The organism is Hydrocarboniphaga sp. (assembly GCF_028291725.1).
In the GTDB taxonomy this organism is placed as follows: Bacteria; Pseudomonadota; Gammaproteobacteria; order Nevskiales; family Nevskiaceae; genus Hydrocarboniphaga.
The window spans coordinates 14,349-27,267 of the sequence record NZ_JAQGNT010000036.1 but is presented as its reverse complement, the minus strand read 5'-3'; the positions used below and the strand labels follow the sequence as shown (position 1 = coordinate 27,267).

General features: G+C 66.3%; 10 protein-coding genes. 4 read left to right on the top strand and 6 right to left on the bottom strand.

Features of this window, described 5'->3' with window-relative positions; all coding sequences use genetic code 11:
- From JWQ90_RS09440 to JWQ90_RS09430, 3 genes are all read right to left on the bottom strand, one after another.
- Window positions 1-2,205, bottom strand: a complete 2,205-nt coding sequence (locus JWQ90_RS09440) for a hypothetical protein (protein ID WP_299692625.1) — start codon at window positions 2,203-2,205, stop codon at window positions 1-3.
- 198 nt (window positions 2,206-2,403) lie between these two features.
- The gene (locus JWQ90_RS09435) at window positions 2,404-4,002 is read right to left on the bottom strand and encodes a glycerol-3-phosphate dehydrogenase/oxidase (RefSeq protein WP_299692622.1); all 1,599 of its coding nucleotides are present in this window, start codon (window positions 4,000-4,002) and stop codon (window positions 2,404-2,406) included.
- 170 nt (window positions 4,003-4,172) lie between these two features.
- Entirely contained in the window at window positions 4,173-6,239 is a 2,067-nt protein-coding gene (locus JWQ90_RS09430; protein ID WP_299692619.1) for a M3 family metallopeptidase, read from the bottom strand.
- Between the two features lie 134 nt (window positions 6,240-6,373).
- On the opposite strand from JWQ90_RS09430, the gene JWQ90_RS09425 reads away from it, so the two are divergent.
- From JWQ90_RS09425 to gpmA, 3 genes are read left to right on the top strand one after another with little or no spacing between them, the layout of a single operon-like run.
- A complete protein-coding gene (locus JWQ90_RS09425) occupies window positions 6,374-7,294 on the top strand; it encodes an alpha/beta hydrolase (protein WP_299692616.1) in 921 nt (306 codons plus the stop codon).
- A 4-nt stretch (window positions 7,295-7,298) separates the two neighbouring features.
- The gene (locus JWQ90_RS09420; protein ID WP_299692611.1) at window positions 7,299-7,847 is read left to right on the top strand and encodes a gamma carbonic anhydrase family protein; all 549 of its coding nucleotides are present in this window, start codon (window positions 7,299-7,301) and stop codon (window positions 7,845-7,847) included.
- The gene (gpmA, locus tag JWQ90_RS09415; RefSeq protein WP_299692608.1) at window positions 7,844-8,596 is read left to right on the top strand and encodes a 2,3-diphosphoglycerate-dependent phosphoglycerate mutase; all 753 of its coding nucleotides are present in this window, start codon (window positions 7,844-7,846) and stop codon (window positions 8,594-8,596) included. Before JWQ90_RS09420 ends, gpmA begins: the two co-directional genes overlap by 4 nt.
- A gap of 248 nt (window positions 8,597-8,844) precedes the next feature.
- Here the strand turns inward: gpmA and JWQ90_RS09410 are convergent, their stop codons facing one another.
- The 3 genes from JWQ90_RS09410 to JWQ90_RS09400 form a co-directional block, all read right to left on the bottom strand.
- Entirely contained in the window at window positions 8,845-9,858 is a 1,014-nt protein-coding gene (locus JWQ90_RS09410; protein ID WP_299692603.1) for an alpha/beta fold hydrolase, read from the bottom strand.
- Window positions 9,859-10,032: 174 nt separating this feature from the next.
- Window positions 10,033-10,530: a hypothetical protein gene (locus JWQ90_RS09405; protein ID WP_299692600.1), complete on the bottom strand. Its 498-nt coding sequence runs from the start codon at window positions 10,528-10,530 to the stop codon at window positions 10,033-10,035.
- Complete coding sequence (locus tag JWQ90_RS09400; protein ID WP_299692597.1) at window positions 10,527-11,735, bottom strand: acyltransferase family protein; 1,209 nt, start codon at window positions 11,733-11,735, stop codon at window positions 10,527-10,529. The genes JWQ90_RS09405 and JWQ90_RS09400 overlap by 4 nt, the downstream gene beginning before the upstream one ends.
- A gap of 152 nt (window positions 11,736-11,887) precedes the next feature.
- Here JWQ90_RS09400 and JWQ90_RS09395 point away from each other — a divergent pair, with 152 nt between their 5' ends.
- The gene (locus tag JWQ90_RS09395) at window positions 11,888-12,760 is read left to right on the top strand and encodes a LytTR family DNA-binding domain-containing protein (protein ID WP_299692594.1); all 873 of its coding nucleotides are present in this window, start codon (window positions 11,888-11,890) and stop codon (window positions 12,758-12,760) included.
- Window positions 12,761-12,919 lie beyond the last annotated feature (159 nt).

The window sequence follows — 12,919 nt, the reverse complement described above, 5'->3', positions numbered from 1 at the left end:
TCATTGGCAGGACCCTCCGATCGGCAGGCACAGGCCGTTGCTGGCCAGGAAACTCGCGGTCTCTTTCTGCATTTCCGAGGTGGCGGCGGCCGACGCGGCCGGGCTCAGGATCGAGGCGTGATCGCCGGTGGTGAACTGCACGACGTTGCCGTGCGCGGCCTCGCCGAACTGCACATCGGCGCTGCCGTCGTACACATGCGGCGTCAGGCCCATCTGCTGGTACAGCGGATCGGTGCCCGACAGGAAGCCGGTGATCGTCACCTTGTCGTTGCTGCTCGTGCCGGCGTTGGCCGGTGCATTGTTCGGCACCACCTGGTCGGCCGGCGAGGTATCGCTGCCGACCACTTCGATCATGTGGATGGCATGCAGATCGATTGCGCTGGCGGCGTAGTTGATCGGATCGGCCGAATCCACCAGCGTCTGCGCAAAGCGCAGATAAGTCTCGTAGTTGTCGGTGCCTTCGATCAGGCCGCTGGCGGCCAGGCCAGCGGAAATGCGCGGACCGAAGCTGACCGAGGCGTCGAGCAGCTTGGCGATGCCGCCACCGGGCATGGCCAGCGTCGCCGCGCCGATCTCGGTGTTCACGCCGAGCAGCGTGCCGCCGACGATGCCGCCGAGCGAGTGGCCGACGAAGCGCAGCTGCGTGGCATCGAACTTGTTGCCGTCGGGCGAGCCAGCGGTATTGACCAGAATCGTCCCGCCGGCCGACTTCGCCACCACGATCAGGTCGGACACGGCCTGGCGGATGTTGTCGCGGCTGGTGATCAGGCTGGAAAGATTGATGAAGTAAGTGCCCGAGGGATCGACCACACCGTCCGGGCCCGAAGCGCCGGTGGTGTTGTTCGACAGGTCCAGATCGAAAGTGCGTTCGGACACGCCGGCGATGCGCAGCGGGCTGTCCGGCGGCAGGCCGTGCAGCGGCAGGTCGATCGATACCACCGCGAAACCCGCCAGCGTCAGCGCCGGTGCCAGCGCCAGCATCTGCGAACGGTTGCCGGTGATGCCGTGCTGGAAGATCACCAGCGGCCAGCCGTTGGCCGGCATGGTCTTGCCGCTGCTCGCATTCGGTACGGTGATCAGCACCGGCACGGTGACGTCGCTGCGCTTGACCGGATCGGGGAAGCAGGCGGTGGTCGATTCGCTCGGCGACAAACCGGTGCTCGCGGTCACGAACGCGCCGCAGGGAACCTGGCCGAGAAAGCTCTGCGTGGTATCGGGCTTGGCAGCGTCGGCCAGCCAGTACTTGGTCAGCGGATCGGTGACGGTCGCGGCCGTCGTGCCCGGCGTCGCCAGGTAGTACGGCAGCTTCACGGTACCGAAGTAGACGTTCGCGATCGGCGGCAGCGCGGCGTTGAAATTCGCCAGCGTCGCGCCGGTATTCTTCGCCGCGATCTGGCTGGCCACTGCGTTCGCCTGCAGATGCTTCAGCGTGTTGCCGATCGACTGCGTGGTGAAGCTCCAGGTCAGCACGATCTGCTCTTCGCTCAGGCCGAAGCCGGCGAGCTGGGTCACGATCGGGCGGATCAGCGAAGTGCGGACCGTCTCCAGCGTGGCTTTCTGCGCGGCGCTCAGCGCGGTCAGCGCGCCGACCGTCTGATCGGCGACCGGCGTCCCCGAACGCACTACCTTGAACAGCTCGCTGGGCGCGGCCGGCACGCCGTCGAGGCTCTTCAGCGCCGGCGTCAGCACGACCACGTAGCGGGTCTGCGCAGACAGCGGCTTCAGCGGCTCGATCAGCACGCGCGAGCGGAACGCGCTGATCGGCTCGTCCTGTCCCGACAGCGGATTGGTCGAGATCGCGACCGAAGCTTGCGTGGTGTAGTCGACGCCCGGCGTCAGCACCGCGCCGGTCGCGGTGTTGATCACCAGCAGGCCGGCGCTCAACGTCGAGTAGTCGAGCGTGCCGAGCATGTCGGTGAACATCGACGCGCTGGTCGAGAAACCGTCCTGCAGGTTCGCCTGGGTCACGAACGGCGCGCCGCTGCTGTTCGGGATATTGAGCGTGCCGTCGGTCGAGCCGGAGAAGAATCCGTCGAACGGGAAAGGCACCGTGGCGCTGGCGGCCACCGGATCGAACAGCGAAAAAACGCCGGTCTTCAGACCGGCATTGTCATCGGTGGATTCATTACCCCCGCCGCCACAGGCGGACAGAAACAGCGGCGCGCACACAACAGCCAACGCGGCGAATGCGTTTCGTACGAACATTGAGCCTCTCCTCATCGCACAAAGGACTTCTTGTCCCAATCGGCTGCGCTGAAAAACCAGACACAGCCACTTATGTGGCGCGGAGTCTCGGAGCAATGTCACAGCACGGCAACAAAAAAATCACACTCACGACTTACCCGTCACGATGCTGACAAGGCCTTGTGCGCACAGAGGAAATCCTGATTGCGGCAGCAACGTTCAGCGTGAGCGCATTTCGTCGACTGCCAACTGCCGTTGATCGGCGGTCCATTTCAATTGCTCGCCGAATAGCGTGGCGATTTGCTGTAAATCGGCCTTCGCGAGCGGGGTCAGCAAGGTCAACGGCATGCGGCGGCGCAACAAATCGTCTAAGGAAAAACACATTTCTTCGCGCGCGGCCAGCACGATTTCGGCGTCGATGAACTCGGCTTGCGCAACAACCCGCGCAGACCACGCCGGTTGTTCGACCAAAAGCTCGGCGATTCGTTCGACGCGCTGCCCATGCCGCAGCGCGAGCTGTATCGCTGCGGCTGCATCGACGCCATGCTGCCGCAGGCGCGTGCTGGCGTTCACGAGCCAGGCATCGAAGCCACGCGCCGGCGGCGCGCCGGGCAGCGGATGATCGTGCGTCGTCGACGGATGCCGGCCGCGGCCGAGCGTGCGCATTACCGCATCGACGATCTCGATGGCATCGACGCGCGAAGTCGTGTACTTGCCGCCGATCGGCAGCACCAGTCCCGGCGAGGGCTGCAGCACGACGAACTCGCGCGTGACCGCCGACAAGCTGTCCTCCTCGTCCGCCTGCAGGGTGCGTACGCCGGCGAAGCGGCCTTGCACCTGCTGCTCGGTCCAGCCAAGTTGCGGCAGTGCAGCGCGCGCGGCCTCGAGCAGGTAGGCGACCTCGGCCCCGGTGACAACGGCCTGCTTAGGATCGCTGACTTCGGATTCGGTGGTGCCGAGCAGCGTGCGGCCATACCAGGGAATGACGAAGTAGACGCGGCCGTCCTGCGGTGCGGTGAACAGGAAGGCATCACTGCAGCCGGGGATCGCCGGCATCACCAGATGCACGCCCTTGACCAGCTTGACCTTCGGCGCTTCGCGGCCGATCAGCGCCTGCGCCCAGGGGCCGGCGGCGGCGACCACCGCTGCGGCCCGCAGATCGAAGCTCGTATCGCCGAGCAGATCATGCAGCGTCGCACCGACGATCCTGTCTCCGTCCTTCAGCAGCCGCGTCGCGGCGACGCGATTGGCGACCACGACGCCAGCCTGTTGAGCTGCTGCGACTACCGCCAGCGTCATCCGCGCATCGTCTTCCTGGCAGTCGCCGTAGGACAGGCCGCCCTTGAGCCCGGCTTCGCGCAGGTAGGGATGCAGCCGCAGCAGCTTGGATTTTGAGTAGGACTTGTGCCGGGCGACCGGCTGATCGCGGCCCGCGAGAAAATCGTACAGTGTCAGGCCCGCCGACATCTGGAACATGCCGACCCGGGCGCCTTTCCACACCGGCACCATGAACCGCAGCGGCCGCACCAGATGCGGCGCGATATCGGTCAGCACCCGACGCTCGGCCAGCGCATGGCGCACCAGCTGGAATTCGAAATGCTCGAGATAGCGCAGGCCGCCGTGAATCAGCTTGCTCGACGCACTCGAAGTGCCGCTGCCCCAGTCGCTCTTCTCGACCAGCGCGACCTTGAGCCCGCGCAGCGCGGCGTCGTAAGCGGTCCAGGCACCGTAGATGCCGCCGCCGATGACCAGCAGATCGAAGGGCGCGCTGTTTTGCAGCGCGGGGACGTCGCGGACCAGCGGGTAGGCGTGGGGCATGGCCGCTAGCTTAGCGAACTGCCGACCGCGAACCCCAACCGCCGCCGACCGCTTTCCGTAGGTTGGGGTGAGCGCAGCGAACCCCAACATCGGCGCGGACGAATGTTGGGGTTCGCATGCTCACCCCAACCTACCCCGTTACGCCGTTACGCCGTTACGCCGTTACGCCGTTACGCAGCTTCTGCCACCAGCCCGTTGTGCCGCAGCAGCGCATCCACCTGCGGATCGCGGCCGCGGAACTCGCGGAACAGCTCGCGTGCTTCGCGCGAGCCGCCGTTGGCCAGGATCGTGTCGCGGAAGCGCTGCCCGGTCTCGGCGGCGAAGTTGCTTTCCTCGAACGCGGCGAAAGCGTCGGCCGACAGCACCTCGGCCCACTTGTAACTGTAGTAGCCCGCGGCGTAGCCGCCGGCGAAGATGTGGCTGAAACTCATCGGCATGCGGTTGAAAGCCGGCGGACGCAGCACCGACACCTCGTCGCGCACCGAGTCCAGCGTCTCCAGCACGCGCGCACCGATGGCCGGGTCGAAGTCGCGGTGCAGGCGCAGGTCGAACAGCGCGAACTCGACCTGGCGCACCGTCATCAGCCCGGTCTGGAACACGCGGCTGCCGAGCAGCTTTTGCAGCAGCGCGTCCGGCAGCGGCTCGCCGGTCTGCCAGTGGTGGGCGAAGCCGCGCAGCGTCGCTTCGTGATAGCACCAGTTCTCCATGAACTGGCTGGGCAGCTCGACCGCGTCCCACTCCACGCCGTGGATGCCGGCCAGCGAGGCCTCGTCGACCTGGGTCAGCAGCAGATGCAGGCCGTGGCCGAATTCGTGGAACAGGGTCACGACCTCGTCGTGCGTCAGCAGCGCCGGCTGGTCGGCGGCTACCGCCGGGCGGAAGTTGCAGACCAGGTAGGCCACCGGGTCTTGCAGGCCCGCGGCGCTGCGGCGGCGGTTGTGGCATTCGTCCATCCAGGCACCGCCGCGCTTGTCCTCGCGCGCGAACGGGTCGAGGTAGAAGCGGCCGACGATGTCGCCACCGGCATTCTTCAAACCGTACAGGCGCACGTCCGGATGCCAGACCGAGGCGTTCTCGATGATCCCGGCGCGCAGGCCGTAGAGCTTCTCGATCACGCCGAACAAGCCCTGCAGCACCTTCGGCAGCGAGAAGTACGGGCGCAGCTCTTCATCCGACAGGCCGAGGCTGCTTTCCTTCAGCTTCTCGGAGTAATACGCGGTGTCCCAGGGCTGCAGCTCGTCGAGACCGTCGAGCTGTTTGGCGTAGGCGCGCAGCTCGGCTAGCTCGGCCAGCGCCTGCGGCCGCGCGCGGCGCGCCAGATCCAGCAGGAAGGCTTCGACCTCGTCGGCCGAGTCGGCCATCTTGGTCGCCAGCGACAGCTCGGCGTAGTGCTCGAAGCCCAGCAGCCGGGCTTCCTCATGACGCAGCGCGAGGATCTCCTGCATCAGCGGGCCGTTGTCGAACTGGCCAGCTTGCGGGCCCTGATCGGAGGCGCGCGTGGTGAACGCGGTGTACAGCTCCTTGCGCAGCTCGCGGTTGGTCGAATAGGTGATCACCGCATCGAAGCTGGGGAAATCCAGCGTCAGCAGCCAGCCGTCCAGGTTCTTGGCCCTGGCTTTTTCCTGCGCCTGGCTCTTGGCCGCCGCCGTCATGCCGGCCAGCAGGGACTCGTCGGTGACGTGCTTGCTGAAGGCCTGGATCGCGTCCATCAAGTGTTCTTCGAACTGGGTCTGGATTTCGGACAGGCGCAGCGCGATGTCCTTGTAGCGCGCCTGCTGGTCGGCCGGCAGATCGATGCCCGACAGGCGGAAGTCGCGCAGTGCATCGCGTATCACTTTCTGCCGCACCGGCGACAGCCCGGCGAAATCCGGGCGCTGCTCGATCGCGCGATACGCCGCGCACAGCGGCGCCGACTGCGACAACTCCAGGCCGTACTCGGTGATCTTCGGCAGGCAGGCGTTGTAGGCGGAGCGCCAACCCGCGGTCGCGCGCACCCCGAACAGATGCGACACCGGACCCCACATCTGGCCCAGGCCTTCGCCCATCTGCTCCAGCGGCTCGATCAGCGTCGCCCAGCTCGGCTCGCCCTGCTTGCTCAGCAGCTGGTCCAGCGCGGCGCGATTGGCGGCCAGCAACTGGTCCAGCGCCGGCTCGGCCTGCTCGGGCGCGAGTTGCGCAAAATCCGGCAACTGGTTCAGGGGGCGCTCGGCTAGCAGCGGATTCGCGGTCTGGGTCATGGTTTACGAAAGTTCTTGTGACGAGTGCTGAAGCATGGGGGCGCGCTCAGGCGCGAACAAGTGGCGCAGGGCGACATGAATTAACATTGAGACTTCGGGCGCGCCCCTGCGCCCGTGCCAGCAAACCCGACCCGATGACCCACGCCTTCCGCAACGTTTGCCTCTGGCTGAGCCTGCCGCTGCTCGCCGCGCTGAGCGCCTGCTCCGGCGAGCAGGTTCTGAACAGCTTTACGTCCACCAAGGACTTCCAGCGCACCCAGAACATGCCCTACGACCCGGTCAAGAATCTGCGGCTCGACGTCTACACGCCGGCCAACCAGACCAAGCGCCCGGTCGTGGTGTTCTTCTACGGCAAGCGCTGGACCACCGGCACCAAGGACGAATACGAGTTCGTCGGTGGCGCGCTGGCGCGCATCGGCTACTGCACGGTGATCCCGGACGTGAGCCTGTACCCGATGGTGCGCTTTCCGGCCTTCGTGCAGGACGGCGCGCGCGTCGTCAAATGGACACGCGACCATATCTCCGACTACGGCTGCGACCCGAAGAAGATTTTCGTGATGGGCCATTCCTCGGGCGCGCATATCGCCGCGATGCTGGCGCTGAACGAGCAGTACTTGCAGGACGTCGGCGGATCGCGCACCTGGCTGCGCGGCATGGTCGGCCTGGCCGGCCCGTATGACTTCCTGCCGCTGGTGGACCCGACGCTGCGCGATCTGTTCGGCCCGCCGGAGAAGTTCGAGCAGTCGCAGCCGATCATGTTCACCGACGGCCGCAACCCGCCGATGCTGCTGATGTCCGGCGAGGACGACGAGATCGTGCAGGTCAGCAGCACCCGCAACCTCGCCGCCAGCATCGGCCGCGCCGGCGGGCCGGTGGAGACCATCATCTATCCGAAGATGCCGCATCCGCGCCTGCTGGCGTCGATCGGCCCGGGGCTGCGCGGCCAGAGCGACGTGCTCGACCACATCAAGGAGTTTCTCAACAAGTGGTCGGACGCCAACTACGTCAACCGGCTGAACACGCCGGGCATTACCACCACGCCGCTGCCCCCTTGAGACCATGATTCGCAGCTACCAGGGCATCTCGCCGACGCTGGGCCACGCGGTCTACATCGACGAACTCGCGCTGGTGCAGGGCGCGGTCACGCTCGGCGACGACGTGTCGATCTGGCCGTTCGCGGCGCTGCGCGGCGACGTCAACAAAATGGCCGTCGGCGCACGCAGCAACGTGCAGGACAACGCGGTGCTGCATGCCACGCACGACGGTCCGTACACGCCCGGCGGCTTGGAACTCAGCATCGGCGAGGACGTGACCGTCGGCCATGGCGCGATCCTGCATGCCTGCACCGTCGGCGACCGCGTGCTGATCGGCATGGGCGCGATCGTGCTCGACAAGGCGGTGATCGACAGCGACGTGATACTCGCCGCCGGCAGCCTGGTGCCGCCGAACAAGCGCCTGAAAAGCGGCTGGCTGTATCGCGGATCGCCGGCGGTCGCGGTGCGCGAACTGACCCGGGACGAGCGCGACAATTTCACCTATTCCACCGCTCATTACGTGCGGCTCAAAAACCGGCATCTGCAGGATCGACAGGAACGACCATCACCATGAGCACCCGCAAACTCGTGCTGCTGCGCCACGGCCAGAGCCAGTGGAATCTCGAGAACCGCTTTACCGGCTGGGTCGACGTCGATCTGACCGAGGCCGGCGTTGCCGAGGCGATCGCCGCCGGCAAACTGCTGAAGGACGAGGGCCTGGCGTTCGACGTCGCCTACACCTCGGTACTGAAGCGCGCGATCCGCACCCAGAACGTGGTGCTCGAAGGTCTCGACCAGCTATGGATTCCGGTGATCAAGAGCTGGCGCCTGAACGAGCGCCACTATGGCGCGCTGCAGGGGCTGGATAAAGCCGAAACCACCGCCAGGCATGGCGAGGAGCAGGTGAAAATCTGGCGCCGCAGTTACGACGTGCCGCCTCCGGCCATGGACGCCGCCGATCCGGGGCACCCGCGCCACGACGCGCGCTACAAGGCCTTCGACGTCAACGCGCTGCCGGCGACCGAATCGCTGGCGACCACACTGGAGCGCGTGCTGCCGTTCTGGCACGACGCGATCGCGCCCGACCTGAAAGCCGGCAAGACCGTACTGGTGACCGCGCACGGCAACTCGCTGCGTGCGCTGTACAAGTATCTGACCGGCGTCGGCGAGAAACAGATCCTCGAGATCAACATCCCGACCGCGATCCCGCTGATGTTCGAACTCGACAACGAACTCAAAGCCAAGAGCCACCGCTATCTCGGCGACCCGGAAGCCGCCAAGCGCGCCGCCGAAGCGGTCGCGAACCAGGCGAAGAAGAAGTAGGCGATCGGCCGGGCTCGGCCCCGGGTTTCACCCGGGCTACGGCCAACACGGTTCACTTTGTCGCGTAGGGCGGGAGGAGCGCAGCGTATCCCGCCGCCCCGTCGCGAAAGGCGGGATGCTCCCGCCCTACAACTCGGCGTTAACTGAACGGTATTGGGGCTACGCCCGTAGGTCGGCAATCCTTTGCCGACATGAGGCCTTGATTGCGAATCGGGCGTACACGTCGGCAAGGCATTGCCGACCTACGCTTATGGCGCGCCGGTCACCGTCAGGGGCTTGACCGCGACGCCGTCACCCCAGGTCCCCATGTACCGCTGCGCTGCGCTGCCGTGGCCGAGCGCGACATCACGCTGGCTGCCGTCGAAGGCCGCCGACATCAGCGCGTCGGACAGCTTCCAGTAGCCGTAGAAATCCAGCGCATCCGGCGGATACACCGCGCCGGCCGTGGTCCTGCCGGCCAGCGCCGCAAAATGATCCGCCACCAAGGGCGTATCGCCGTGAGCGTCGCTGTTGACGACGATGTAGTCCTTGTTCGCCGACTTGATATTGGTGGTGCCGTAGAAGATCTGCTTGGCGATCACATCGGTGATGCGTTGGTCCTGATCACTGAACAGCGACAGCTGCAGCGTCTTCGACGGAACCTGCGCCATATCTTCCAGCGTCATCACGACGCTGCCGCTGCTGGACTGGTTGCTCGGGTTGATCGTCATCATCGCGATCGGCTGCGGAATGCCGGACGAGCCGGCTATGGCCGCGATGTTCGCCGCGACCGCACCGCCCAGCGAATGGCCAATCACAATCACTTTGGAGGTATCCGCCCGGACACCGCCGTCCGCGGCGACCAAGGCCAGCGCGTCCTTGATGCCCTGCACCGCATTGGGCGTGTACGAGTCCACCGGCGTCGTCACCGAGAACTGGTAGTAGGGATAGATCACGATCGCGCCGCGCCTGGCCAGGTGTTCGGCCCAGGAGCTGTAGGCCTCGCTGCCGAGCGTGCCGTAGCCGTGCAGCAGATAGACCACCGGCAGGCTGGCCGTGCCGGCGCCATCGGGCAGCACCAGCGTGTAAGAGGTTCCGCCCATGCCGTAGTGGCGGGAAGTTGCCGACGCATACCGGGCTTCGGTACCACCGGGGCCCGAAGCCGCCTGCACGGGCGAGGTCGGATCGCCGCCTGATGTGGGGTCGGACGGCGTTCCCGGGTCTTCGGCAGGAACCGATCCGCTGTTGTCGGAGCCGCCGCCACAGGCGGCCAATATCGTCAAAGTGAGCAGGGCTGCGGCAGCGAGAATGAAACGGCCGCGGGCACGGCCAGGGAAGTGCGTGAACAGAACACGCTCCAGAAAGAGTAGTGGACAACGGGATGAGCAACAATCTTGCCGAACCGGCCGTCAGGTTGCGGCCAGATGATACCGCTCGGCGACCGCGCTGTGGACTCCTCAGGTATCGAGTGGAGACATCGTCAGCAAAAACGGCGTGAGCAAACCCTGCCCGGCCAGCCAGGCCTGCGCGTCGTCGCTGTCAGCCTCGAACCAGGCCCGGGTGCTGCCGAGCCGGAAGTGGTAACCCCAGGCGTCCATGTCGGCAAACAGGCGCTCGCGGCTGTAGCCGGCGAGCCGCGGCGCCAGCAGCGCCTGCAGGTAGCAGACCGCGCTCTCCTCGGTGTCGCTGCCGCCGGCATCGGTATGCAGGCCACCGCGGCGCGCCGGCTCCATGCACAGGTAATGACAGGCCTCGTGCAGCGCCGAATGCACCGGCGTATCGGCGCGCAGGTACAGGCGGTTGCCGATCAGCCCGGCCTCGCGCTCGCCCCAGTAGCTGCCGGGGATGCTCGCGCCGTCCTCAACCCACACCAGCTCCAGGCCTCGATGCGACAGCAGGCCCGCCAGCGCGTGCCCGGATAGTTCGCTGACCTTCAGAACCTCGTCTTCGCTCATCCTTCAAGAATAACGGCCGGCGCAGGCAGCGCGCGATGCGGCAGGGCCTGGCGCCTGAGCCCGAACAGCGGCCTGAGCCAGCCAATGCGCCGGATCAGAACGTGATGCAGCAGCCCACAGCCGGCAACCGTGCCGGCCAGTAGCAGCAGCGGCTCGACGACCGGGCCCAGCGACAGCGCCGACAGCCAGAAACCGAGCCCGACGATCAGGCTCTGATGCAGCACATACCACGGGAACACCGCCTCGCTGGCATAGGGCAGCCAGCGGAATGGACGATTCAGCAGCTGGTGCGACCAGCCCAGCGCGGTGCAGATCGCGACCCACACATAAGTCCAGCGCAGCGTGCGGATCGCGGCCAGCTGCCAGGCCGGCAGATCGTCGTCGACGATCTCGAGGGCGACGTAGTAGCAGCAGAACAGCAGCGCCGCGAAGCCCAGACTGTGCCAGCGCCGCCGCTTCAGCTCGTCCCATAGTCCGCGCTCGGTACCCAGCAGATAGCCGTACAGGAAAATCGTGAAATAGACCGGGTGCATGAAGCCGTCGTGAAGCAGATCGTTGGTCTGCGGAAAGCGGCTCTGCAGCAGCCAGGCATAGATCACGAACGGGATCGCCGGCAGCAGCATCAGCGCGTTGCCGCGCAACGACAGCAACTGCGAGCGCAGCCGCCGGCCCGCTGAGGTGTCGAACAACCACGCGACCGGCAGCAGCAGCATCGTGTAGACCCACAGATAGGCCAGGTACCAGAGATGGTTCCAGGTCCAGCCGTGCTCCCAGCCGCCATAAGCGTCCGGCGGGAATCCGCGGCCCGACCAGTAGCGCAGCAGAAACTCCCAGAAGCCCGGTGCGATCACCTGCTTCGCCAGCATCTGGCAATAGGGCTGGATCGGGATCACGACGGCCATGCCGAAAGCCAGCGGGATCAGCAGCCTCGCGCTGCGGCTGGCGGCGAGCCGGCCCGGCGACGGGCTTTTGCCCAGCATCAGGCTCAGCGCCACGCCGGAGATCAGGAACAGCAGCTCCATCCGCCAGCGGTTCAGCATCAGCATCGGCGGCTGCAGCCAGTCGGCCAGGTAGTGGCTCTTGACGTGCCAGCCCCAGTCCTCGCCGCCGACATAGAACATCGCCAGGTGATAGAGGATCAGCGTGCCGAACGCGATCACGCGCAGGGCGTCGATATCGTGGCGGCGCGGGGTCGGTGCGGACATGTGCGGCTCGGGTCGTTGCGAGATGATCAGAATGATCCGGCGAACGAGTCCGAGCAGCCGCCAAGTGACGATTCGCGGCCGAAAAGTGACAAAGCGCGGCCGGCGTTGACGAACCGGGGCCACGGGCCCGAATGCCTGCCTACAATGCGCGCATGTCCGATCGTCCCGCGAGCCCTCTCGACCGCTATCTCGCCCATCGGCGACGCTACGAGATCGGCTTCTGGTTCGCCTACTGGCTGATGCACGCCAGCCTCAATTCCATCGACGTGGTTCTGGCTCTGCACCGCAGCAGCCCGTCGTTCGAGGACTGGGAGCCGGTGGTCTGGGAGTTCTCGAGCTGTCTGATGCTGCTCGCGCTGGTGCCCGCAGTCCTGCTGTACGAACGGCGCTTCCCGCTGCGCTGGCAGCACTGGCGCCGCAGCGCGGCACTGCACCTGGCCGGCAGCCTGGCGTTTTCGCTGAGCCATGTCGCCGGCATGGTCGGCCTGCGCGCACTGGCCTACGCGGCGATGAATTCGCGCTACGACTTCGGTGACTGGCCGCGCGAGCTGCTCTACGAATACCTGAAGGACGTACGCAGCTACGTCTACATGCTGGCGATCCTCTACGCCTACCGGCTGCTGCTGCTGCGCCTGCAGGGCGAGGCGCGACTGCTGGCGGAGCCGGAAGAAGGTGCACCGGTCGAGCCGATCGAGCGACCGGAGCGCTTCCTGGTGCGCAAGCTCGGCAAGGATTTTCTGGTCGCCGCGCGCGATGTCGAGTGGCTGGAAGCCGCCGAGAACTACGTCAACCTGCACGTCCGCGGCCACGCCTATCCGCTGCGCTCGACGATGTCGGCGATCGAACAGCGGCTCGATCCCGAACGCTTCCTGCGCGTGCACCGCCGCTACATCGTCAACCTCGACCAGATCGCGCACATCGAGCCGCTGGACACCGGCGATGCGCGGCTGCTGCTGAAGGACGGAGCCAAGCTGCCCTGCAGCCGGACGTATCGGGCGGCGCTGAAGACGGCGGTGGTGCGATAATTTTTTGCACAAGTTCGACCCCCAACTGTAGGAGCGGGTCGTACCCGCGACTGAGGCTTCACCGGCACAGTCGCGGGTACGACCCGCTCCTACAGTTGGGGATCGGGCTTCACGTCCGCGGCATATCCGGCTCCATCGGCAGCTGCTCCGTGCTGCCAT

Coding starts and splice junctions, on each gene's coding strand:
- gpmA (WP_299692608.1), top strand. CDS start 7,844: ATGAGCACCCGCAAACTCGTGCTGCTGCGCCACGGCCAGAGCCAGTGG.
- JWQ90_RS09400 (WP_299692597.1), bottom strand. CDS start 11,735: ATGTCCGCACCGACCCCGCGCCGCCACGATATCGACGCCCTGCGCGTG.
- JWQ90_RS09405 (WP_299692600.1), bottom strand. CDS start 10,530: ATGAGCGAAGACGAGGTTCTGAAGGTCAGCGAACTATCCGGGCACGCG.
- JWQ90_RS09440 (WP_299692625.1), bottom strand. CDS start 2,205: ATGTTCGTACGAAACGCATTCGCCGCGTTGGCTGTTGTGTGCGCGCCG.
- JWQ90_RS09425 (WP_299692616.1), top strand. CDS start 6,374: ATGACCCACGCCTTCCGCAACGTTTGCCTCTGGCTGAGCCTGCCGCTG.
- JWQ90_RS09435 (WP_299692622.1), bottom strand. CDS start 4,002: ATGCCCCACGCCTACCCGCTGGTCCGCGACGTCCCCGCGCTGCAAAAC.
- JWQ90_RS09395 (WP_299692594.1), top strand. CDS start 11,888: ATGTCCGATCGTCCCGCGAGCCCTCTCGACCGCTATCTCGCCCATCGG.
- JWQ90_RS09430 (WP_299692619.1), bottom strand. CDS start 6,239: ATGACCCAGACCGCGAATCCGCTGCTAGCCGAGCGCCCCCTGAACCAG.
- JWQ90_RS09420 (WP_299692611.1), top strand. CDS start 7,299: ATGATTCGCAGCTACCAGGGCATCTCGCCGACGCTGGGCCACGCGGTC.